Here is a 23,889-nt window from a genome sequence, read left to right as displayed (position 1 = left end):
GATGGCCTGCGCTTTTTTATTTGAGGATTTTTCGAATCAAACGCAAGCCGTTTTTGGAGGATGGATAACGGAAAGCGAAGTCGAAGCGGTTCGTTTGCTTGACGACGCTTTTTTTATGCGTAAATGTATTAAAGCTGTCAAATCCGTGATAGCTGCCGATTCCGCTTTCTCCCACGCCGCCAAATGGCAAATACGGTGTCGCGGCATGCATTAACGTATCGTTGACACAGCCGCCGCCAAACGACAGGTTTTCTAATACCTCTCGTTCAATTGTTTGGTTTGCCGTAAACACATACAGGGCGAGCGGTTTGGGACGCGACTTGATTTTCTCAATGACTTCATCGATGCCGCGATATGTAAACAGCGGAAGAATGGGCCCGAAAATTTCCTCTTGCATCACAGGGGAATCATCTGTGACTTGATCGAGGATGGTCGGCGCTATTTTGTGGTGCCTGTGATCGGCTTGGCCGCCGCTTAGCGCGACACCGTCTTTCAGAAAGCTCAGCAGCCGCTGATAGTGGCGTTCACTGACGATCTTGCCATAAGCCGGATTCAGTTCGGGCTGCGGTCCGTAAAACTCGCCAATGACACGCTTCATTTCTTCCGCAAGCACTGTCTTGATGTCTTCGTGAACGAGCAAATAATCCGGTGCGATGCAGGTTTGGCCCGCATTCGTAAATTTCCCGAAGACGATGCGTTTGGCGGCAAGCTTGATGTCAGCATCCTTATGCACGATGCAGGGGCTTTTGCCTCCGAGCTCTAAGGTGACAGGAATTAATTGTTTGGCCGCCGCTTCCATGACAACTTTTCCTATGGCGACGCTTCCCGTAAAAAATATGTAGTCGAACGGCTGCTGTAATAAAGCTGTGCTGATGTCCGGCCCGCCTTCCGCCAAAGCGACATAATGATCCGGAAAAACGTCGCGGATGAGATCGGAAAGAACAGCCGAAACAGCTGGCGTATATTCTGAGGGTTTGAGAACGACCGTGTTTCCGGCCGCAATGGCTCCGATCAATGGAGAAAGCGCCAGCTGCAAAGGATAGTTCCATGGCGCAATCACCAAGACGGTGCCATACGGCTCGGGGATAATGACACTTTTGGAACCGATATGGGTCAATGGCGTTTTGACTCTTTTCGGCTTGGCCCATTTTTTCAGCCGTTTCATCACAAAGCTGATTTCCTCCAGAACGATGCCGATTTCCGTTGAGTATGCTTCTTGTTCAGATTTGTGAAGATCCTGATAGAGAGCGGCTGTGATGTCTGCTTCATACGCTTTGATGGTGTGTTTCAATTTCTTTAAGACGTCCAGTCTTGAGTCAATTGATTTTGTATGCCCTGCCGCGAAAAATGCTTGATGGCTGCTGACAATCGAGGGGATACTGTTCATATTCTCTCTCCTTCCTGCGGGTCATGGTGATTCATTATGTGAAAATTGTCTTCTGCTTGTCAAATGCGAGGCGCTTGTCAGAAAAAATAACAAACTCTTGTCTGCGTTTGCGGCGGGAATTTGATAAAATGCAGGGAGACTACATTTTATTTTTGGAGGATTTTTCATGAACATTCATATATCCGCTTTGATTCAGAAGATGGAAGAGGAATTGAAGAAAGCAAAGACGGCTGAAGGTGATGAGGAGCTGAAGCGTCACGTGGCGGTCGTCCGTTCTTTGTGCGACGTCGTGCTGGATCAGCCGGAGACGGGGAGCGCGCCGCGCATTCAGCCGAGTGTCACGGCAAGTCCTTCGGCGCCGCCTTCGACAGACCAGCTGCTGATGGAAAAAATGATGGGCAGCGCGGGATTAAACAAATATCGGAAGCAGGAAAAAGATAAGCAGGAAGAGGATGGAAACGGAGAGTCTTTATTTGATTTTTAATCAGAAAGGTTGAGCTTACGTGAAATTGGTTCTTGGCGCTCTGCAATGGACAGCGTTTATGATTGCGGCGGCGATTGTTGTTCCGGTGGCGGTTGCCCAGTCGTTTCATCTGGATCATTCAGATTCTGCACGGCTGATTCAAAGCACTTTTTTTGTATTGGGAATTGCCGCAGTTATTCAGTGTTTGAAAGGACACCAACTGCCTATAAATGAAAGCCCTGCCGGCTTGTGGTGGGGAGTGTACACGATCTACGGCGGCCTGACCGGAACGGTGTTTGCGACATATGGCGAAACATTGCGCGGCTTGCAGGGGGCGCTTCTTGTAAGCGCTGTATGTTTCTTTTTGTTAAGTGTCTTCAAGGTCATTGATCGGCTTGCTGCCTTGTTTACTCCAGTTGTGACAGGGGTCTATTTGCTGCTGCTCGTCATGCAGCTGAGCCAGCCGATAATAAAAGGGCTTCTCGGCATCGGCTATTTAAAAGACAGCGTGGACGGTCTTGTATTTGTCCTCGCGCTGGTTGTCGTCGCCGCAGCTTTTATCATGTCAAATTCTAATATCGTTTTTTTAAGGCAATATTCTATTTTATTGGCCCTTTTCGGCGGATGGGTGCTGTTTGCGGCTGCGGGCGTTGCGAAACCGATCGAAATGCCGGATCGGCTGTTTCAGCTGCCGTCTCTGTTTCCGTTCGGTGCTCCGTTATTTAACAGCGGCCTAGCCATCACCTCGGTTTTTATTACGATCCTGCTGATCGTTAACATGCTGGCAAGTATGAAGGTTGTGGACATTGCGGTGAAAAAATTCGGCAAACAGACAGATGGAAAGCGTCATGAGCGCCCTGCCGGTTTTGCGGCTGCATTCAGCCATTTGCTGAGCGGTTTGTCTGGAGCCATTGCACCGGTTCCGATTTCGGGAGCCGCGGGTTTTATTGAAACGACAAAGATGCCTTCTAAAAAGCCGTTTGTCCTCGGCAGTATGCTGGTCGTTTTCATCAGCGTGATTCCGTTTTTTATGAATGCGTTTGCGAGTCTGCCGTCACCCGTTGGATTCGCGGTAAACTTTGTTGTGTTCTCGGCAATGGTTGGTTTGGCGTTTACTGAATTTGATTCCTATGAGAAATCAGAGCTGAAAAGAGTGCGGGCTGTGATCGGCATTTCACTGCTTACAGGTGTCGGCATTATGTTTGTGCCAGAAAGTGCATTAAAGGATATGCATCCGGTGTTTATTTCTCTGTTAAGCAACGGGCTTGTCTTAGGGACGCTTGCTGCAATAGCGATGGATCAGTTTCAGCTTTGGCGCAGGAGAAAATCCGACAATCTCGTGTCATCAGAGAACAAACATTGAATTTTCATACAGGTGCGATATGATAATTGATATGAGTTTAACGAAAAGGCGGGAGAGAATAGATGAAAGTATTTATCATATTAGGCGCTATTAATGCCATGCTTGCCGTGGGCCTCGGGGCATTTGGCGCACACGGATTAGAAGGGAAAATTCCTGATAAATATCTTCAGGTTTGGCACACAGGCGTGCAGTATCATATGTATCACGCGCTGGGGCTTTTTGTTGTCGCGTTTCTTGCGGATAAACTGTCTGGCATCGGCAGCGTCACAACAGCCGGCTGGCTGATGTTTGCGGGGATTGTGCTGTTTTCCGGAAGCTTATACATCCTCAGCGTGACGCAAATTTCCATTCTCGGGGCAATCACGCCGCTCGGCGGTGTGGCGTTCATTATTTCTTGGATCATGATCGTTGTCGCAGCCGTCAAATATCTATAAATAAAAAAGCCAATCCTCATGATATGAGAGATTGGCTTTATTTCTTTATCTTGGCGAATAGGATGACATCGAGTATGGGTACGTATATGCAATTTCTTCATCAAAGGTAACGTAATCAAGATAGATCGTCAGCAGAAGATAGCGGGTTCCTGTCTTTGGATCACTGATAATAATGTGATCCCGGCCCGCAGCCTCGATGACGCCGCGAAAAATCTTTGATCCCCACTCTTTGCTGTTTTCAAATGTCATATAGATGGTAGCTGTTTTTCCCCTGTTCAGGCGCAGTATATTTTCGATATATGATTCCTCGACAGGCAGCATGCCGGGAATGTTTTGGCCGCCCGATGGCGTCGGCCCCGATGGAATTTGAAACCCGCCGCCCTGGCCTTGCTGCTGAGTGGGGAATCCGAAGCCTTGCTGCCCCTGCTGCATGGGCATTTGCTGCATTTGTCCCATAGTCTGCATTTGTGGGCCTTGCATTTGCGGGCCTTGCCCTTGCGGCTGCGGGTACGGATTTGGGCCGAATTGAGGCGAATACCCCTGCATATCATATCCCTGCATTTGCTGATATTGATTTTTTTTCGGTTTCATATCGTTCCTCCTTTTTATGAAAACCATTCAGAACATGTTCCGGATGTATAAATAAACGATCCGAGATGACTCACCTCCGATGACAAACGATCTTAGTCGCTATTGCGATTTTTATCTCTTTCACCTTATGAGGCCAAAGCTTGGAATATGCTGAAAAAAAGAACAGTGAGCGTGCCGATTTCTCTGGCCGATCACTGTTTTTTCAATGGACGTACACAATCTTTTCGCATATTAGTCTGTATTCCTAGCGCAACTTGCGCTTAAGCAACATAAGATAACGTTAGTTTCAGGTGTGAAAATTCAAGAAGGAGGTGTAGGATTTGCCGAAAGTTTCAGTGATTATGACGAGCTATAACAAAAGCGATTATGTGGCAAAGTCCATTTCAAGCATACTCTCACAAACTTTTTCTGATTTTGAATTGTTTATTATGGATGACAACTCAAATGAAGAGACGCTGGATGAAATCCGTCCCTTTTTGAATGATAACCGTGTGCATTTCTATCAAAGCGATGTATCTGGAGTGAAGGAAAGAACGGAAAAAACGAGATACGCGGCCCTGATCAATCAAGCGATTGAGATGGCAGAGGGTGAATATATCACCTATGCAACGGATGACAACATCTATATGCCGGATCGGCTGTTAAAGATGGTGCGTGAACTCGATGATCACCCGGAAAAGGCTGTGATCTACTCAAGCTCGAAAACCTATCATTTAAACCAGAATCGAGACATTATAAAAGAAACTGTCAGGCCCGCCAGTCAAGTAACGTGGAACGCTCCGTGCGCAATTGACCATTGCTCGGTGATGCACAGGTATTCGGTGCTTGAGAAGGTGAAGGAGGCGTTTGGCTCTTATTGGGATGAAAGCCCGGCGTTTTATCGGATCGGTGATGCCCGGTTCTTTTGGAGAGTCAATCATTTTTATCCGTTTTACCCGCTGGCCGAGGAGCTTGATCTGAACTATATTACAGACCAATCCATTCATTTTCAGCTGTTTGAGTCAGAAAAAAACGAGTTCGTTCGGAATCTTCCTCCGCAGCGCAACTGCCGCGAACTGCGTGAATCATTAAAAAAGCTTGGAATGGGGTGAGAGTTTGTCGGCCTATTTAAGCAATTATTGGGTGTTGTACCGGAAGTATGCGGAGCTTTTTGACAGGCTTCGCTACAAGGGGATTCCGCTCGGGCTTATCAGTAATTTTTACCAATACATCAGCCCTGAGCTGAGAGTGATGATGGAAGAAGAACCGGAATTATTCGGGCCTGCGGATCAGCATATCGATGAAGGCCAGATTCAGACGTTTTTTGAAGAGAAAAAACAGAGCATTGCCAAAACAAATGACGCGCCTGTTAAGGGAAAAGTGATCTTGCATTTTGATCACCTTCGTTTTGTAAACGCTAATTACTACCAATTTGATCCTGAGAAAACAGCTGTTTTGGCAAGATGGAGTATGCCGAATTATTGCGATTTGCCTGTGATCAGCAAGCCTGAAGTGGCTGCTTCATGTGAAAAAGGCGATCCGAAGCCGTATCTTGAAAAGGCTTTTTCGATTCTTTCGGCTTATGATGACCACCCGGCATTCGGTGATCAAGCATTTCGTGAACGGCTTTTCAAGGATATTCCTTTGTTCATGGAAGCCATTGACACAGTAGATGCTTTATTCAAGAAAGAGAACATTTCTGCCGTTGTTGTAGGAACGACAGAAGACATTTACAGCAGGGTGCTCGCTCTTATGTGCGAAAGGAGAGGGGCCGTGAGCGTCTGCCTTCAGCATGGAGCGCTGATGGGTGATGAAGCCTTCTTGCCCGTTTTTACAACCTATCAGGCTGTTTTTGGCGCATATGAAGCTGGTTGGTATCAGCAAAAAGGCTGCAAACCAGAACAGATTCTCATAACGGGACATCCCCGCTTTGACGAAATCTTTAACAGGACACCTATGGACATGTCAGTATTTTATCGAAAGCTGGCCTTTCACCCGTCTAAAAAAATCGTTTTGATCGCGACACAGCCCTTTTCCGAGGAATTTTATTCAAGTGTGTTAGCGGAGCTTACCACGCAAAAACAGCTGCAAATCATCATTAAACCTCACCCATGGGAAATCGGAAAAAACAAGCTGGATCTGTATCATGCGGCGGCAAAAAAACATAAAGCATGCAGAGTCATCAAAAAAGAGATGGATCTGTACGATATTCTGGCGTATGCTGACGCCGCTGTGACACAAACCTCAACGGTGGGCCTTGAGGCCATGCTGTTTCAAAAGCCCGCACTGATCGGGAAATCGACCGGAAACCGCACGTATCCGTATTACGAGTCTCTTGGCGATTTTATATTTGAAAAACCGGAGGAATTAGCGCGCACCCTGATTGAGGTTCTTCAAAATCCCGCCATGTATCAGAAGGCAGAAGCGGCGCGTCTGTCATTTACGGCTTCTAATTACCCGGTTACTGAGTCGACGCTCGCCTTGTTTTCGGAACTGAAAGCAAAAACAGGGGTTGATTACAGGCGGGATCATTCTGAATAAAACGATAGGAGCGCAAAGAAATGGTGCAAAAGAGAAATCATTTTCTTCCTTATTCCTTGCCGCTGATCGGAAAGGAAGAAATTCAGGAGGTCACAGAAACGCTTGAATCCGGATGGCTTTCCAAAGGCCCGAAGGTTCAGCAGTTTGAAAAGGAGTTTGCCGCGTTTGTCGGAGCTAAGCACGCCGTGGCGCTGAATTCATGTACCGCTGCTTTATTTTTGGCTTTAAAAGCAAAGGGGGTCGGACCGGGTGATGAAGTCATAACCTCTCCACTGACGTTCAGCTCAACCGCCAATACGATTATTCATACCGGAGCAACGCCGGTGTTTGCGGATATAGATGAAAAGACGCTTAACATTGATCCGAAAAAGCTTGAGACGGCGGTCACACCGCGGACGAAAGCCGTTGTACCCGTCCACTTTGGGGGGCAGTCCTGTGACATGGACGCAATTTTAGCCATTGCCCAAACGCACGGTCTATTTGTGCTCGAGGATGCGGCGCACGCAGTATACACCACTTATAAGCAGAGAATGATCGGCTCCATCGGGGATGCGACAGCATTCAGCTTCTACGCGACCAAAAACCTGGCGACAGGGGAAGGCGGCATGCTGACGACGGATGATGTGGAGCTTGCCGATAAAATCAGGGTTCTGAGCCTTCACGGCATGAGCAAAGGCGCGTGGAACCGTTATTCTTCAAATGGCAGCTGGTACTATGAGGTCGAGTCGCCCGGCTACAAAATGAACATGTTTGATCTGCAGGCGGCGCTGGGGCTTCATCAGCTGAAACGGCTGGATGATATGCAAAAACGGAGAGAAGAGATTGCAGGTCAGTATCAAGCCGCTTTTCAGCAAATCCCGGGGCTGATCACGCCGTTTGTTCACAACGAAGGACGGCACGCCTGGCATTTATATGTTCTGCAAGTTGATGAAAAACAGGCCGGCGTCACTCGGGATGAAATGATTACGGCTCTAAAGGATGAATACAATATCGGGACCAGTGTTCATTTTATCCCAGTGCATATTCATCCGTATTATCAAAAGGAATTCGGATTTGAGGAAACAGACTACCCGCTCGCCATGAAGTATTACAAACGCACCCTGTCACTCCCGCTGTATCCATCAATGTCTGACGAAGATGTCAACGACGTGATAGAGGCCGTGCGGGACATCGCAAAAGGGGCTGGTTAGGTGTATACGATAAAAGAGAATGTTTCCAAAGAGGCGATTATGGAATTTCTCCAAAGCAAACAGATGACACTTGACGGGTCGTATCAATTTTCGCTCGGCCTATTTGAAAACAGCCAGCTTCAAGGCGTGATGCTGTATGAAGACGCCCTTTGGGAAAGCAAAATGCTTCAGAAAAAAGTCATGAACGTAAAGCTTCTCGCGGCCAACAGCACAGGACAGCTGAAACGGCTATTTCAGGCCTTTTATTCTGTTCGGCAAACGGATGAAACGGATTTTGTGTTTGTGCGTGTACCGGCAGAGGATATCGGGGCAGTACATGTCATTCAGCAGCAGCCTTCCTCTTATTTTGTCGGCAGTTTGCTTAAACTGGCGAAGACCCCGTCTATATTTGAAAAAACGCCGCCATTTTTTGAACTGGTTCAGCCTGAGCCTGGAGACACCGAAGAGATTTGCCGGTTAGCCAGCGACGCATTTACGAAAAGCAGATATTTTCACGATCCTTATCTCAGCCGTGAGGCGGCGAACAAAATCTTTCAAGAGTGGACACGAAACAATCTGATGGGGAGAGCGGATATCAATATTGCCGCTAAATATAATGGGGAAATAATCGGCTACCTGCAAGGTTTATCAAAAGGTGATGAGTATGTGCTTGATTTGATGGCTGTGAAGCCGGGGTATGAAGGCAAGCGTATCGCGTTTCATTTATTGGCGCATCTCATAGAACAACCGGAGACGCTGAAGCATAAAACGGTAACAGCGGGGACGCAGCTTCATAATGTCAGAGCGATCCGCCTATATGAAAGAATGGGCTTCACCGCTGTTCAATCATATTACTATTACCACATTTGGCCGGGCAAGGAGGCGAAATAATGGCGGGTTTTCAGATCGCAAACAAAACTGTCGGCAAAGATGCTCCCGTTTTTATCATTGCCGAGGCAGGAATTAATCATGACGGGAAATTGGATCAGGCCTTTGCACTGATTGATGCCGCGGCGGAAGCGGGTGCAGATGCCGTTAAATTTCAAATGTTCCAGGCTGATAAGATGTATCAGAAAGATCCTGGATTATACAAAACGGCTGCGGGCAATGATGTATCAATTTTTTCTCTCGTTCAGTCCATGGAATTGCCCGCGGAGTGGATTGATCCGCTTTTGGACTACTGTCGCAAGAAACAGGTAATTTTTTTAAGCACGGTGTGTGATGAAGGATCAGCTGATCTGCTGCTTTCTACTTCTCCAAGTGCTTTTAAAATCGCATCCTATGAAATTAACCATCTCCCGCTGCTCAAGTACGTCGCCCGCATGAACAGGCCGATGATTTTTTCGACAGCCGGAGCGGAAATTGCTGATATTCATGAGGCTTGGCGCACCATCAGAGCAGAGGGCAACCACGAAATTGCCATTATGCATTGTGTGGCGAAATACCCTGCACCGCCTGAATACAGCAACCTCAGTGTGATCCCGATGCTTGCCGCCGCTTTTCCGGATGCGCCCATCGGTTTTTCGGATCATAGCGAGCACCCGACAGAAGCGCCATGTGCCGCGGTCCGGCTCGGCGCCAGACTGATAGAAAAGCATTTTACTATCGATAAAAACCTGCCGGGGGCTGATCATTCATTTGCATTAAATCCGGATGAATTAAAGGAAATGGTCAAGGCCATCAGGGAAACGGAAGCCGAGCTGAAACTAGGCATCAGGAAGCCAGTTTCTGAAAAGCTGCTGGGCAGTTCATACAAAACAACAACTGCCATTGAGGGTGAAATCAGAAAATTTGCATATAGGGGAATTTTCACAACGGCTCCGATTCAAAAAGGGGATGCCTTCAGTGAAGACAATATTGCCGTGCTCCGCCCCGGACAAAAGCCTCAGGGGCTGCACCCGAGATTTTTTGAGCTATTGACCGGCGGCGTTCGTGCGGTAAGGGACATCCCGGCAGACACAGGCATTACATGGGAAGATATTTTAACGAAGGACAGCCCGTCCCATGGATGACATACTTTTTATCGTGCAGGCGAGAATGGGATCGGAACGCCTTCCTGGAAAAGTACTGCGTCCGCTTGGCTCGGAGCATTTACTCGATATTCTCGTGCAGCGCGTACGGCAAAGCGCGTTCTATCAAAAGGAGCGCGATAATCTTGTCATCGCTACATCTGACAAAAAAGCCGACGATGTATTAGAGGCACACTGCATCAAGAACGGCATTCGCGTTTTCCGCGGCAGTGAGGAACGGGTTCTCGACAGATTTGCGCGAGTCATAAAGGCTGCGAAACCGGAAGTCGTCATCCGCTTAACGGGGGATAATCCGTTTGTCGATCCAGAGTTGCTCGATATGATGATTTCGGCTCATCTTGATCAAGGTGCGGATTATACGTATATCCTGAACACGCCGTTAGGCATTTGCGGTGAAGCGGTGAGCGCCAAACTTTTGCTCGATATCAGCGGCATCAAAATGCTGGAGGATAAATACCAAGAGCATGTCACCTTGTATGTCCGGAAACATCCCCATCTTTACCGTTTGCAGTTTTTAGAGGCTCCGGAACAGCTCTGCGCTCCTCAATATCGGCTGACCGTCGATACGGAGGAAGATTATCAATTGGTCTCAGCCCTCTATCAAAAAGCAGGCGAGCGCCCTGATGTCTCGGCTGCAGAGTTAATCAGCCTGCTGAACCAGCACCCTGATCTGGCGGCGATGAACGGTATGACAAAGCAAAAAGAGGTTGAGTAGCATGCATATCGGGATATTCGCAGACGGCGGGTTCGAGAAAGGAATGGGGCACGTCGTTCGAATGAAAAGGCTTGCGGAAGAACTCAAACACCGCTGTTCCATTACGTTTTACACAAATGACGAGTCTGAACAATTTCTTCAAGAAGAGTACTGGCAGGTCATCGTAAAACCGGAGCTTCAGCAAAATGAATGTATTCTCCGGGACATAAACGATAAAAAGCTCGATCTGCTTTTATTCGATATCCTTGGTGCACCTGTCGATTTATTAACAAAAATAAAAGCAGGCACAGATGCCAAAATCGTTCTGTTCGAAGAAAAAAATGAGAAAGCGATAGGGCAAAGTGATGCGGTCATTAACGGAATTTACGGCGATGTCAGAAGCAAGGTTTACGATCAGGGAAACGCCCGTGTCTATGAAGGCCCGGATTATCTTATTCTCCACCCTGCCTTTCAAGCCGCAAGAGCTGATTACGCACTTAAGGAAGACTGCCGCAATATCCTTGTTGCATTAGGAGGAAGCGATCCAAAGCGGCTTGTTTTTAAAGTGATAGCAGCGGCCGGTCAGCTCCCGGACAGGAAAGACAAGAAAATGATTTTTATCATGGGCAGCGCTTCACCGCATCAAGAGGCGGTCCGTAAATTGATTCAAAACAAACCCCAATACGCACTAATCGAGCAGACAAATGACATGGCTGTGTTTATGAAACAAGCAGATGCAGCCATTGTCGCCGGCGGCATCTCGCTTTATGAAGCGATCTGTATCGGCGTGCCGTGCCTCGTGCTTTCTCAGATTGCCCATCAAACCGCAACCGCTGCAAAATTTGCGGAACATGGCGCCGTTCTTGATCTCGGCCTGGGAGAGAATGTATCCGTCGAAAAGCTTGCTTATCATATGTCTCAAATATTCAGCAGCTATCCTCTCCGTCTTTCTCTGCACGAGGGAGGAAGGCCGCTCGTAGATGGAAAAGGAATGAAACGGGTATCAGCCATTCTTTATGATTTGCTTGATGATAAGATATAAAAATGCACGTAAGGAAGTGTTAATGTGAAAGGTGTCATTTTAGCCGGAGGAAACGGCTCACGCCTTATGCCCTTAACCAAAGCCGTCAACAAGCATTTGCTTCCTGTAGGCCCTTATCCGATGATTTACTGGTCGATAATGAAGCTTGAGGAAGCCGGAATTAAAGAGATTTTACTCATCAGCCAAAAAGAGCACATGCCGCAGTTTTATAAGCTGCTGGGAAGCGGGGAGGAGCTTGGCGTCTCCGTCACTTATCAAGTGCAGCCCGCTGCATCGGGAATTTCAGATGGGTTATCATATGCAAAACGCTTTACCGGAAAGGAGCCTTTCATTTTATTATTAGGTGATAATATATTCGAAGATTCATTACAGCCTTATACGGAGCGATTTCAACAGCAGGGAAAAGGGGCGAAAGTGCTTCTGAAAGAAGTGGATGATCCAGAACGTTTTGGGATTGCTGAGATTGATGAGAAAAACAAACACATTCGATCCATTATTGAAAAACCTGCACATCCGCCGACCAACCTTTGTGTAACCGGCATTTACATGTATGATGCAGAGGTGTTTTCGTATATTGAACAAATATCACCATCCAAGCGCGGCGAGCTGGAAATCACTGATGTAAATAATTTATACATTGAAAACAGCAAGCTTACGTATGATGTGTTATCGGGCTGGTGGGTCGATGCAGGAACACACGAATCGCTTTATCTCGCCTCCCGGCTGGTACATCAGGCTTTACAGAAAGGACAGGACGAATAGCTATGACAAAATCATATTTCATTACAGGCGGGGCCGGATTCATAGGGCTCACGTTTACAAAGCTCATGCTGAAGGAAACGGATGCGCGCATTACCGTTCTAGATAAATTAACGTATGCCAGCCACCCGCAGGAAATCGAAAAACTAAAGGGAAACAGCCGGTTTCGGTTTGTAAAAGGGGATATCAGCATTCAGGAGGATATCGACCGGGCGTTTGACGAGACCTATGACGCCGTGATTCATTTCGCCGCGGAATCGCATGTAGACAGAAGCATCTCCCAAGCAGAGCCGTTTATCACAACGAATGTCATGGGCACATACCGTCTGGCTGAGGCAGTCTTACAAGGAAAAGCCAAAAAGCTGATTCATATTTCAACAGACGAGGTGTACGGGGATTTAGAAGCGAATGATCCCGCATTTACGGAAACAACGCCGCTTTCTCCTAACAACCCTTATTCCGCGAGCAAAGCGAGCTCTGACCTTCTTGTTCTATCGTATGTGAAAACACACAAACTGCCGGCTATTATTACACGCTGCAGCAACAATTACGGCCCATATCAGCATAGTGAAAAAATGATCCCAACGATTATCCGCCATGCAAAACAAGGCTTGCCGGTTCCGCTCTACGGTGACGGGCTTCAGATCAGAGATTGGCTTTTTGCAGAAGACCATTGCCGCGCCATCAAGCTTATTTTAGAAAAAGGAACCGACGGTGAGGTGTATAATATCGGCGGCGGAAATGAACGCACGAATAAAGAGCTGGCGAGTATCATCATGAAACATTTGGGCTGTGAGGAATTGTTTGCTCACGTCGAAGACCGAAAAGGGCATGACCGGCGCTACGCGATCAATGCGTCAAAGCTGAAAAATGAGCTTGGCTGGCGGCAGGAAGTGCCGTTTGAAGAAGGCATTGCGCGCACGATTCGCTGGTATACAGACAATGACCGATGAGAAGGTGATTCGATTGACAAAGGTATTGGTAACCGGCGCGGGCGGACAGCTTGGCTTGGAGCTGTGCCGCCAGCTGAAGCAAGCCGGATATGAGGTCATTGCGTTAACAAAGCAGATGATGAACATCGCCGATCAGCGTTCTGTACGGCATTCGTTCGGGCATTATCAGCCGGATATCGTGGTCAATACCGCCGCGTTTACGTCCGTGGACAAATGCGAGACGGAGCTGGATAAAGCATACTTGATCAACGGAGTTGGCGCTTATTACACTGCCCTGGAGTCATCCCGCATCGGAGCGCAATATGTTCATATCAGCACGGATTATGTATTTGACGGGAAGGGGACCCAGCCATACAGGGAAGACGGCCACCTTGACCCGAACACCATCTACGGTAAAAGCAAAAAACTCGGAGAAGAGCTGATCCAGTTAGCAAGAACCGACAGCACGATCATCAGAACATCGTGGGTGTATGGACAAAGCGGCAGCAATTTTGTTCATACGATGCTGAAGCTCGCAGAAACAAAACAAGAGCTGCGGGTTGTGAACGATCAAATCGGCTCGCCGACCTATACGAAGGATTTGGCGGAAGCGGTCATCAAGCTGTTCAGTCATCCGCCGGGCATCTACCATGTCAGCAATTCAGGCATATGCAGCTGGTATGAGTTCGCAAAGGCCATTATGGAAGAAAGCGGGCTGAACACAACGATTACGCCCGTGACGACAGAGGAATACGGGAATCCGACACCCCGGCCGGCTTACTCTGTGCTGAGCCACCGGGCCATTGAAGAAGCCGGCATACGCCCGCGCCATTGGCGGGAAGCTTTACGGGAATTTTTGCAGGAAAGGAGCAGTGCGCGTGATTGAAGGAGTCAAGGTTAAGAAACTGACAAAGCATTGTGATGACAGAGGTTTTTTTGCCGAACTGGTTCGCGATGATGAGAACCTTCTTGAGCATTTTGGGCAGGCGTCTTGGTCCAAAAGCTATCCGGGTGTGATTAAAGCGTTTCATTATCACGAGAAGCAGGATGATCTCTGGTTTTTCCCGACCGGCCACGCTCAGGTCGTCCTTTACGACCTGCGGGAGGATTCAGAAACAAAGGGAGAAACCGATGTCTATTATATGGGAGAAGACAACCCGATGCTGTTATTGATTCCAAAAGGCGTCGCTCACGGATACAGAGTGCTGGGCGAAACGCCGCTGACAATTATCTATTTTACGACAACCTCGTATAACCCTGATCAGCCCGATGAAAAAAGAATCCCATGGAATGATGAGACAATCGGTTTTAACTGGAATACCGAATTTAAATAAATCATAGAGCAGTTATCCATCGAAGATCATGAGGCATCTTCGACTTTTTTTGTCCTGTTTTGATATCAGGACAAAAGACAGGGGTAACAGGCGCATATTTTACTAGATACGGATCAGAAACAGTCTATTAGAATCTTGTGTAAATAGGATGAATTTATTACATCATTCCAAGTGTTAATATTCCTTAAAAAACATTTACTTCCATGGAAAATGGTGATAGATTAACTTTTAAGAAAAAGAAATGGTAATTCGCGAGTTACGGTAAAACGCTTTTTCTGCAGAGGACGCTCTGGCCAAATTCCAACCGTGATTTGAGGAGGAAATGTCATGTTAAAAAGAAATTCATTCGTATCTTCATTTTTCATCAGTTCAGCTGTCCTGCTATCAATCTTGCTTCCTTCAGGCCAAGCGCATGCACAGTCTGCATCAATTGAGGCAAAAACCGTAAACAGTACAAAAGAATGGACGACTTCAGATATTGAAGTGACTTATAAACCAAACGCAGTGCTTTCTCTGGGGGCAGTCGAGTTTCAATTTCCTGACGGATTCCACGCGACAACAAGAGATTCTGTGAATGGAAGAACACTGAAAGAAACACAGATTTTAAACGATGGAAAAACGGTCAGGCTCCCGCTTACTCTTGATTTGTTAGGGGCGTCTGAATTCGATCTTGTCATGGTGCGCAAAACGCTTCCGCGTGCAGGCACATACACGATTAAAGGGGATGTGGTAAACGGTCTCGGAATCGGCAGTTTTTATGCTGAAACACAGCTGGTTATCGACCCTCGTTAATATCAATAGAAATGATCAGGGGCTGGTGTGATATCAGCCTCTTTTTTTTGTATGGTTAAAAAACTGGTACGAATCTTGCATGTAGATAAGGGTGAACCCAATCAAGAAAGGAATTGATCTATTGCAGTATTTTAAAAGCGCTTACATTTTTCTGAAGATAAAAATATGATGAGGTGAAAAAACATGTCAGAAAAACAAATCACAAAGGATGAAGAAAAAGAAGCTCTCAATTTATTTCTGTCTACGCAAGCGATCATAAAGGAAGCCCTGCGGAAATTGGGCTATCCGAGCGGAATGTATGAGTTAATGAAAGAGCCGATGAGAATGCTCACTGTACGAATTCCGGTGAAAATGGATAACGGCAGTGTGAAAGTGTTTACAGGCTATCGTTCACAGCACAATGACGCGGTCGGCCCGACAAAAGGGGGCGTGCGTTTTCATCCCGAGGTGAATGAAGAGGAAGTAAAGGCGTTATCGATTTGGATGACGCTCAAATGCGGGATCGCGAATTTGCCGTACGGCGGCGGAAAGGGCGGCATTATTTGTGATCCGCGGACGATGTCATTTGGAGAATTGGAACGGCTGAGCCGGGGGTATGTCCGCGCCATCAGCCAGTTAGTCGGCCCGACAAAGGATATTCCCGCTCCCGATGTATATACCAATTCGCAAATTATGGCGTGGATGATGGACGAATACAGCCGGCTTCGGGAATTCGATTCCCCGGGTTTTATCACAGGAAAACCGCTCGTTTTAGGCGGCTCACAGGGCCGGGAAACAGCAACCGCTCAAGGCGTAACCATTTGTATAGAAGAAGCGGTTAAGAAAAAAGGAATCAAGCTGCAAAACGCGCGCATCATCATACAGGGCTTTGGGAACGCCGGCAGTTTTCTGGCTAAATTTATGCATGATGCCGGCGCCAAGGTTATCGGGATTTCGGATGCCCACGGCGGGCTGTACAACCCGGATGGCCTCGATATTCCTTATTTGCTCGATAAGCGGGACAGTTTCGGAATGGTCACCAATTTATTTACAGATGTCATCACAAATGAAGAGCTGCTCGAACAAGAATGCGATATTTTAGTGCCGGCGGCTATTTCAAATCAAATCACAGCCAAAAACGCCCATAACATTAAGGCCTCAATTGTGGTCGAAGCGGCTAACGGGCCGACGACAATCGACGCGACAAAGATTTTGAATGAAAAAGGCGTACTCCTGGTGCCGGATATACTGGCGAGTGCAGGCGGCGTAACGGTTTCTTACTTTGAATGGGTTCAAAACAACCAAGGATATTATTGGGCAGAAGAAGAGGTTGCTGAAAAGCTGAGAAACGTGATGGTCAATTCATTTGAAACGATTTATCAGACCGCGGCCGCACACAAAGTCGATATGCGCTTGGCGGCTTACATGACGGGCATCAGAAAATCTGCAGAGGCGTCTCAATTCCGCGGATGGGTTTAGGGGGGATAATCCCCCTTTCTTCTGCAAAATTATTTTGCGTTTTTGTTTGCGTATGGCATGAAAATCGCAAAGTGATTTTGCACGTTATATTCATAAAAGGAAAAATGTTTAGATTTCTGACAAAGTTCTCTGCGATTCTACAAGTTTTTTTGTGAAAAGACGAAATATTGGTACGAATCTTGCTTTTATATTTCGTAGGAAGACATATTACATAACGAGGGGGATTACATATGACCGTTTCATATGCGCACGAACCATTCACTGATTTTAAGGAAGCAAAGAATAAAACAGCCTTTCAAGAATCACTGGCCTTTGTAAATACTCAGCTCGGCAAGCATTATCCGCTTGTCATTAATGGAGAAAAGATCGAAACAGATCGTAAAATTGTTTCGATTAATCCGGCCAATAAGGAAGAAGTGATCGGCTACGCCTCAACGGCTAATCAAGAGCTTGCTGAAAAAGCGATGCAATCGGCGTTACAGGCATTTGAATCGTGGAAAAAACAAAGACCGGAGCACCGCGCGAATATCCTTTTTAAAGCTGCGGCCATTTTGCGCAGAAGAAAGCATGAATTTTCAAGCTATCTTGTAAAGGAAGCGGGAAAACCATGGAAGGAAGCAGATGCTGACACAGCGGAAGCAATAGACTTTTTAGAATACTATGCGCGCCAAATCTTAAAGCTGAAGAACGGAGCTCCGGTAAAGAGCCGGGCAGGCGAGTACAATCAATATCATTATGAAGCGCTTGGCGTCGGCATTGTCATTTCGCCATTTAATTTCCCGCTCGCCATTATGGCAGGGACTGCTGCGGCTGCGATTGTCACGGGGAATACGATCCTGTTGAAGCCGGCAGATGCTGCGCCAGTAGTGGCGGCTAAATTTGTCGAGGTAATGGAGGAAGCGGGTTTGCCAAACGGCGTTCTCAATTACATTCCGGGAGACGGAGCGGAAATTGGTGATTTCTTAGTAGAACACCCTAAAACAAGATTTGTATCATTTACAGGCTCCCGTGCGGTCGGCTGCCGGATTTATGAGCGTGCCGCAAAAGTGCAGCCGGGCCAAAAATGGCTGAAACGCGTGATTGCTGAAATGGGCGGGAAAGACACAGTGCTTGTCGACAAAGATGCCGATTTGGATCTTGCTGCCTCTTCTATCGTTTACTCCGCATTCGGGTACTCAGGGCAAAAATGTTCAGCGGGTTCCCGTGCAGTGATTCATCAGGATGTCTATGATGAAGTCGTAGAAAAAGCAGTTGCGCTGACCAAAACGCTGACAGTCGGAAGTCCGGAAGATCCTGATACGTATATGGGGCCTGTGATTCATGAAGCTTCCTACAATAAAGTCATGAGCTATATTGAAATCGGCAAGTCTGAAGGCAAGCTTTTGGCCGGCGGAGAAGGCGATGATTCAAAAGGCTACTTTATTCAGCCGACGATCTTTGCAGATGTTGATGAACATGCGCGTCTTATGCAGGAAGAAATCTTCGGGCCGGTTGCTGCCATCTGCAAAGCGCGTGATTTCGACCATATGCTTGAGATTGCAAATAACACAGAATACGGACTGACAGGCGCTCTGCTGACGAAAAACCGTGCGCACATTGAACGGGCTCGCGAGGATTTTCATGTCGGAAACTTATACTTTAACAGAGGCTGTACCGGAGCTATTGTCGGCTATCAGCCATTCGGCGGGTTTAATATGTCCGGAACAGACTCAAAAGCAGGAGGTCCGGATTATTTAATTCTTCATATGCAGGCGAAAACAACGTCCGAAGCGTATTAATTGAGAAAACCGAAATAGTGCGATTGTTTTTAGATCGCACTATTTACATGTTTGGATGAGGGGGATGATGTATGCTCTATACAAAAATCAGTCACATGCCGCCGGCAGAACGGGTTGAGACACTGACAAAGTCTTTGGTCAGCCTCAGCAGTGTAAACGGCACCATCGGCGAAGGGACGAAAGCAGATTTTATCAAAGAAGTCATCATGAGCTATCCTTACTTTCAGGAACATCCTTGCCATGTATGGGAACAGGCTATTCCTAATGACCCGTACAACCGGAAAAATATTTTTGCGTTTGTGGAAGGCAGCGGGGAAAGCCGGAATACTGTCATTTATCACGCCCACTTGGATACGGTGGGAATTGAAGATTTCGGCCCGCTTAAGGATATCGCTTTTGATTCTGGAAAATTGGCTGAGTATTTCTCCAACTATGACTTTGATGAAGACGTTCAGCGGGACGCCAAGTCGGGTGAGTGGATGTTCGGCAGAGGCTCTGTCGACATGCAAAGCGGCATCGCGGTGCATTTGTCCAATCTCCTGCACTTTTCAGAGAACCCCAAAGCATTGCCGGGAAATCTATTATTTATGGCAAACCCGGATGAAGAAAGTCAGCATGCCGGTATTCTCGCCAGTATTTCTGAGCTGAACCGATTAAAAAAGGAGAAACAGATTCAGTATTTGGCTGCCATTAATACCGATTTTATTACGCCGCTGTACGATGGTGATTCAACAAGATATATCTATACCGGAGCCGCGGGAAAGCTGCTGCCTTGCTTTTATATATCCGGCCGGGAAGTGCATGTCGGAGACACGCTTGCGGGCATCGATCCAAATCTCATTTCTTCTGAAATCACAAGACGCATCCACAACAATATTCATTTAGCAGAAAAGATTGAAGGCGAATTGGTTCTGCCCCCATCCTGCTTGTACCAGCGTGATAACAAAGAATCCTATAACGTCCAAACCGCCGTCAGCAGCTATTTGTATTTCAATTATTTTATCTATGAAAAAACAGCAAAGGAAGTCATGGACCAGCTTACCCAAGTCGCTGAGGAGGCGTGCCGGAACACAGAACGAAAATTATCAGAGTATTATGAAGAATATCTGAAGCGAACAAATCTTCCGAAGAGACATTTGTCTTGGGATATTCAAGTCTTCAGTCTGGATCAATACATGGAAAAGCTAAGAAGCCGCGGCGTTGATCCTGAGCAGTGTATAGAGCAAGCATTCAAAGCCAATGAGCACCTTGAACTGCGCATGAGATGTTTTCATGCAATTGAAGAACTCCAAAAGCTTGATCCCGATCAGGGCGCAAAAGTCATTCTGTTTTATGCTCCTCCTTATTTACCGCATAACTATTTAAAAGAAGAAAGCACAAGAGACCAGCTATTGCAGCATGTGATCAAAGAAGCGGTGGACAAAACCGCCGAAACGACAGGCGAAACCTTTGTTTTCAAAAAGTTTTTCCCTTACTTGGCAGACGGCAGCTTTTTATCGCTGCATGAAACCGATGAGGAAATTGATTCCTTTATCAGAAACTTCCCGGGGTGGGAGATGATTGGAACCATTCCGTTTAAAACCATACGGAAACTGAACATTCCTTCCATTAACATGGGTGTATACGGGAAAGACGGACATAAATGGACTGAAAGAGTATACAAGCCGTACACATTTCATGTATTGCCTGATCTGATACAGCAGACCACTGTTCACCTTTTGCAAAGCTATCGGATGAATATCAGCACAAAAGAGCCGAAGGGAGAAGGATGATGCAGGATCATAAAAATGAATTGCAGCGCAGTATGAAAAGCCGGCATTTGTTTATGATTGCCTTGGGCGGCGTCATCGGCACCGGTCTGTTTTTAGGTTCCGGCTTTACGATCAGCCAGGCGGGTCCTCTCGGAGCCATTGTCGCCTATATGATTGGCGGATTTTTAATGTATCTGGTCATGCTTTGTTTAGGGGAGCTGGCTGTCGCCATGCCGGTGGCCGGATCGTTTCAAGCCTACGCCACAAAGTTTTTGGGGCCGTCGACAGGTTTTATGATCGGCTGGCTGTATTGGTTCAGCTGGGCGAATACAGTCGGCTTGGAGTTAACGTCAGCGGGCATTTTGATGCAAAGATGGCTGCCCTCCGTGCCGATCTGGATATGGTGTCTTGTTTTCGGTGTCATCATCTTTTTGATTAATGCGCTGTCTGTCCGAAGCTTTGCGGAAATGGAATTTTGGTTTTCGAGCATCAAAGTGACAGCGATCATATTATTTATCGTGATCGGCGGGTGCGCCGTGTTTGGCTTGATTGATTTTAAAGGCGGTCAGGAAACGCCTTTTCTATCTCATTTCATGACTGATAAAGGACTGTTTCCAAATGGCGTGCTGGCTGTTATGTTTACGCTGGTTATGGTCAATTTCTCATTTCAGGGGACGGAGCTGGTCGGAATTGCGGCAGGGGAGAGTGAAAGTCCGGAAAAGACACTGCCAAAGTCCATTCGAAATGTCATCTGGCGAACGCTGTTTTTCTTTGTGCTGGCTATGTTTGTCTTGGTTGCCATTCTTCCGTATGAAACGGCTGGGGTGATTGAGAGTCCGTTTGTAGCGGTGCTTGATCAAATCGGCATCCCATTTGCGGCTGATGTGATGAACTTTGTTATATTAACGGCGATTTTATCTGTTGCCAATTCTGGTTTATATGCAGCCTCACGTATGATGTGGTCGCTTTCAACAAACAAAATGGGCCCGGCCCTTTTAACGAGACTGACCAAAAAAGGGGTGCCGATCAATGCCCTGCTGATTACGATTGGGATTTCCGGCTGTTCGCTGCTGACTAGCGTCATGGCTGCAGAAACCGTGTATTTGTGGTGTATATCAATCTCAGGTATGGTGACAGTTGTCGCGTGGATGTCCATTTGCGCCTCGCAATTTTTCTTTCGCAGGCGGTTCCTCGCTGAAGGCGGAAACGTGAACGACCTGGAATTCAGAACCCCTCTTTATCCGTTGGTGCCGATTCTTGGGTTTGTATTATACGGATGCGTATTGATAAGCCTTATATTCATCCCAGATCAAAGAATCGGCTTGTACTGCGGTGTACCAATCATTATTTTCTGCTATGCGTACTATCATCTGAGCGTCAAGAAACGCTTACAAAATGAACCGCTGAAAAAAGAGCAAACAGAAGCGCAATAGAAGAAGCTCTCCGGGAGACCGGAGAGCTTTTTTACGCGTTACGTCTGACAAGAAACACATAGGACAATATCGCGAGCACATCAAAGCCGAATATACTCAACGCCATCGGCCGCGCGTTTTCTTCCCCGGCTACACCGACGAGCCCCGTTGATGGCAAACGGCATGCTGAACATCTGAGCCGACACACCGTATATGTTTTGCAGGACAAACGGCGAACCGGAAATATACGCAAACATGCCGGTCCCGATAAAGGCCTGGCTGAAAGCAAAACCCATAAACGCCCGGCCGCCAAGCAAGTGCCGAAATGCGGTCAGAACCGTGACAAAAATAAAAACACCCGATCCCGGCCAGCACGATAAACACAGTTGACCAGTCAGCAAATGGAAGGATGAATCCTCCCGAAATCGGGCTAACTGTTGAATAACCTTGATTCATCACCTGACCCGCCTTAACAAATGCATTACTATAGCATATCCCAAAATATGTTTTTGTTTTATTTTAAATTTGAATCAAGAAATTCCTTATTCATATTTGAATGTAAATAATAAAAAGGAAATTATTTTCGTTCGAATTGTAAATTGTAAATAAAGGATGCTAAACTATAATTCAACTTTATTTTAAGATTCCGGAAGAGGTGTTAAGGGAGAATGAACAGTAAACAAAACAATCACATCAAATCAAAACATCATTTTCCGCTATTTCTTGCGCTGGCTTTAACAATGGGCGTATTTGCGGCTGGATCTGAAGAGCTTGTCATTTCACCGCTGCTGCCTGATTTAGCAGATGCCTTCAACTCAGATGTCAGCGTGCTTGCGCTATCTATCAGTATATATGGGATCATGATCTTTATCGGTGCCCCGCTGCTGGTGCCTTTAGGGGATAAATACTCGAGAGAACTGAGTTTAATGCTGGGACTTGTGATCTTTATTATAGGAACCGTGATATGCGCTTTGGCGCAAAATATCTTTTTCTTCTTTTTAGGCCGTGCGCTTTCAGGGTTGGCGGCAGGTGCGTTTGTCCCGACCGCTTACGCAGTTGTCGGGGATCGTGTTCCGTATACATATCGGGGCAAAGTGATGGGTCTGATCGTATCAAGCTGGTCGCTTGCACTGATTTTCGGTGTGCCGATCGGATCATTTATAGGTGGCGTCTTACATTGGAGATGGACATTCTGGATTTTCGCCTTGATGGGTGCACTTGTTGTTTTGCTCGTCCTATTTGAAATGCGCCGCCATAACGATAATAATAAAAACAACGTCCAGGAGGAAAAAGACGAGCCGGCGGGGACATTTCGAGACGCGCTTAAAGTGCCGCGTGTTCCCGTTTATATCATAATCACTTTGTGCAATATGATTGGTTTTTACGGTATGTATTCGTTTTTAGGCTCTTACCTACAGGACGTTTTTACCGGAGGCAATACGGCTGCTGGCTTATTTATTATGATTTATGGCATCGGGTTTTCCATGAGTGTCTTTACAGGTAAGATTGCCGACCGCATTGGAAAAATGCGCTCCCTGATCATTGCGCTGGCGGTCATCAGCATTCTGCTGGCTTGTATCGCGTATGCGCCCGCATCAATGCCCCTGTTAATCATCAGTCTATTCATCTGGGGGTTAATGCAAAGCTTGACGGTGACGCTGCTCAGCACCATTTTGAGTGATTGCTCAGAGCGTCATCGCGGGAAAATTATGGCGTTTTACAGCCTTGCCTCAAATTTGGCTGTGACATTAGGTTCTGCTTTGATGGGACCTGTATATGTGGGATACGGGTATGCAGCTGTCGGATTGATTTGCGCCATCATGACAGTGCTCGGTTTTGTGCTCAGTGTATTCGCATATAAAAAGTACGGCAAGCATGAGCAGAAAGCAGATCATTCCTTATCCCAATAAACAAAGTTTCTAAATTCCTATAACAAAAAACCCTTTCTTAAGGGTTTTTCTGTTTGTATGGGAATAATTA

At 46.8% G+C, this 23,889-nt stretch carries 23 protein-coding genes; 20 read left to right on the top strand and 3 right to left on the bottom strand.

Features of this window, described 5'->3' with window-relative positions:
• Positions 1-16 precede the first annotated feature (16 nt).
• Positions 17-1,387 carry an aldehyde dehydrogenase gene (locus tag UJ203_RS12870; RefSeq protein WP_322011327.1) on the bottom strand — a complete coding sequence of 457 codons (1,371 nt, stop codon included), beginning with the start codon at positions 1,385-1,387 and terminating at the stop codon, positions 17-19.
• Between the two features lie 166 nt (positions 1,388-1,553).
• On the opposite strand from UJ203_RS12870, the gene UJ203_RS12865 reads away from it, so the two are divergent.
• The 3 genes from UJ203_RS12865 (at position 1,554) to UJ203_RS12855 (ending at position 3,647) form a co-directional block, all read left to right on the top strand.
• Complete coding sequence (locus tag UJ203_RS12865; protein ID WP_193659882.1) at positions 1,554-1,871, top strand: YwdI family protein; 318 nt, start codon at positions 1,554-1,556, stop codon at positions 1,869-1,871.
• Between the two features lie 19 nt (positions 1,872-1,890).
• The gene (locus UJ203_RS12860) at positions 1,891-3,213 is read left to right on the top strand and encodes a purine/pyrimidine permease (protein WP_322011325.1); all 1,323 of its coding nucleotides are present in this window, start codon (positions 1,891-1,893) and stop codon (positions 3,211-3,213) included.
• 62 nt (positions 3,214-3,275) lie between these two features.
• The gene (locus UJ203_RS12855) at positions 3,276-3,647 is read left to right on the top strand and encodes a DUF423 domain-containing protein (RefSeq protein WP_010332332.1); all 372 of its coding nucleotides are present in this window, start codon (positions 3,276-3,278) and stop codon (positions 3,645-3,647) included.
• 45 nt (positions 3,648-3,692) lie between these two features.
• Here UJ203_RS12855 and gerQ read toward each other — a convergent pair whose 3' ends face one another.
• A complete protein-coding gene (gene gerQ / locus UJ203_RS12850) occupies positions 3,693-4,238 on the bottom strand; it encodes a spore coat protein GerQ (protein WP_024123267.1) in 546 nt (181 codons plus the stop codon).
• 320 nt (positions 4,239-4,558) lie between these two features.
• On the opposite strand from gerQ, the gene spsA reads away from it, so the two are divergent.
• The 16 genes from spsA to UJ203_RS12770 all read left to right on the top strand — a co-directional run bounded on the left by spsA (position 4,559) and on the right by UJ203_RS12770 (position 21,930).
• The gene (gene spsA, locus UJ203_RS12845) at positions 4,559-5,329 is read left to right on the top strand and encodes a spore coat dTDP-glycosyltransferase SpsA (protein ID WP_188323361.1); all 771 of its coding nucleotides are present in this window, start codon (positions 4,559-4,561) and stop codon (positions 5,327-5,329) included.
• Positions 5,330-5,333: 4 nt separating this feature from the next.
• Positions 5,334-6,758, top strand: coding sequence for a CDP-glycerol glycerophosphotransferase family protein (locus UJ203_RS12840; RefSeq protein ID WP_095712754.1), 1,425 nt, complete (start codon positions 5,334-5,336; stop codon positions 6,756-6,758).
• Positions 6,759-6,778: 20 nt separating this feature from the next.
• Positions 6,779-7,948, top strand: coding sequence for a DegT/DnrJ/EryC1/StrS family aminotransferase (locus UJ203_RS12835; RefSeq protein WP_305934283.1), 1,170 nt, complete (start codon positions 6,779-6,781; stop codon positions 7,946-7,948).
• Positions 7,949-8,818 carry a GNAT family N-acetyltransferase gene (locus tag UJ203_RS12830; RefSeq protein ID WP_322011312.1) on the top strand — a complete coding sequence of 290 codons (870 nt, stop codon included), beginning with the start codon at positions 7,949-7,951 and terminating at the stop codon, positions 8,816-8,818.
• Positions 8,818-9,939 carry an N-acetylneuraminate synthase family protein gene (locus UJ203_RS12825; RefSeq protein WP_322011308.1) on the top strand — a complete coding sequence of 374 codons (1,122 nt, stop codon included), beginning with the start codon at positions 8,818-8,820 and terminating at the stop codon, positions 9,937-9,939. The genes UJ203_RS12830 and UJ203_RS12825 overlap by 1 nt, the downstream gene beginning before the upstream one ends.
• Entirely contained in the window at positions 9,932-10,672 is a 741-nt protein-coding gene (locus UJ203_RS12820) for a cytidylyltransferase domain-containing protein (protein WP_024123261.1), read from the top strand. The genes UJ203_RS12825 and UJ203_RS12820 overlap by 8 nt, the downstream gene beginning before the upstream one ends.
• 1 nt (position 10,673) lies before the next feature.
• Positions 10,674-11,693: a PseG/SpsG family protein gene (locus UJ203_RS12815; RefSeq protein WP_322011305.1), complete on the top strand. Its 1,020-nt coding sequence runs from the start codon at positions 10,674-10,676 to the stop codon at positions 11,691-11,693.
• 24 nt (positions 11,694-11,717) lie between these two features.
• Positions 11,718-12,455: a sugar phosphate nucleotidyltransferase gene (locus UJ203_RS12810; protein ID WP_202852789.1), complete on the top strand. Its 738-nt coding sequence runs from the start codon at positions 11,718-11,720 to the stop codon at positions 12,453-12,455.
• 2 nt (positions 12,456-12,457) lie between these two features.
• The gene (gene rfbB, locus UJ203_RS12805) at positions 12,458-13,405 is read left to right on the top strand and encodes a dTDP-glucose 4,6-dehydratase (protein WP_322011300.1); all 948 of its coding nucleotides are present in this window, start codon (positions 12,458-12,460) and stop codon (positions 13,403-13,405) included.
• Positions 13,406-13,418: 13 nt separating this feature from the next.
• On the top strand, positions 13,419-14,270 hold the full coding sequence (gene rfbD, locus UJ203_RS12800; RefSeq protein WP_095712760.1) for a dTDP-4-dehydrorhamnose reductase: 852 nt from the start codon (positions 13,419-13,421) through the stop codon (positions 14,268-14,270).
• Positions 14,263-14,718, top strand: a complete 456-nt coding sequence (locus tag UJ203_RS12795; protein ID WP_010332322.1) for a dTDP-4-dehydrorhamnose 3,5-epimerase family protein — start codon at positions 14,263-14,265, stop codon at positions 14,716-14,718. The genes rfbD and UJ203_RS12795 overlap by 8 nt, the downstream gene beginning before the upstream one ends.
• Positions 14,719-15,045: 327 nt before the next feature.
• Positions 15,046-15,510 carry a biofilm surface layer hydrophobin BslB gene (gene bslB, locus UJ203_RS12790; protein ID WP_024123256.1) on the top strand — a complete coding sequence of 155 codons (465 nt, stop codon included), beginning with the start codon at positions 15,046-15,048 and terminating at the stop codon, positions 15,508-15,510.
• Positions 15,511-15,693: 183 nt separating this feature from the next.
• Positions 15,694-16,968, top strand: coding sequence for a glutamate dehydrogenase (gene rocG, locus UJ203_RS12785; RefSeq protein WP_322011288.1), 1,275 nt, complete (start codon positions 15,694-15,696; stop codon positions 16,966-16,968).
• Between the two features lie 230 nt (positions 16,969-17,198).
• Positions 17,199-18,746, top strand: coding sequence for an L-glutamate gamma-semialdehyde dehydrogenase (gene pruA / locus UJ203_RS12780; RefSeq protein ID WP_227598559.1), 1,548 nt, complete (start codon positions 17,199-17,201; stop codon positions 18,744-18,746).
• A 71-nt stretch (positions 18,747-18,817) separates the two neighbouring features.
• Complete coding sequence (locus UJ203_RS12775) at positions 18,818-20,518, top strand: M20 family metallopeptidase (RefSeq protein WP_322011283.1); 1,701 nt, start codon at positions 18,818-18,820, stop codon at positions 20,516-20,518.
• Positions 20,518-21,930, top strand: coding sequence for an amino acid permease (locus UJ203_RS12770; RefSeq protein WP_322011281.1), 1,413 nt, complete (start codon positions 20,518-20,520; stop codon positions 21,928-21,930). Before UJ203_RS12775 ends, UJ203_RS12770 begins: the two co-directional genes overlap by 1 nt.
• Positions 21,931-22,010: 80 nt before the next feature.
• Here UJ203_RS12770 and UJ203_RS12765 read toward each other — a convergent pair whose 3' ends face one another.
• A complete protein-coding gene (locus UJ203_RS12765) occupies positions 22,011-22,310 on the bottom strand; it encodes a hypothetical protein (protein WP_415859190.1) in 300 nt (99 codons plus the stop codon).
• A 267-nt stretch (positions 22,311-22,577) separates the two neighbouring features.
• Between UJ203_RS12765 and UJ203_RS12760 the strand changes: the two genes are divergently transcribed.
• Entirely contained in the window at positions 22,578-23,819 is a 1,242-nt protein-coding gene (locus tag UJ203_RS12760) for an MFS transporter (protein WP_322011279.1), read from the top strand.
• Positions 23,820-23,889: the final 70 nt, after the last annotated feature.

This window comes from Bacillus sp. V26 (assembly GCF_034296245.1).
In the GTDB taxonomy this organism is placed as follows: domain Bacteria; phylum Bacillota; class Bacilli; order Bacillales; family Bacillaceae; genus Bacillus; species Bacillus halotolerans.
Note: the sequence above shows the minus strand (reverse complement) of the source record. Positions and strands in the feature narration are given on the sequence as shown.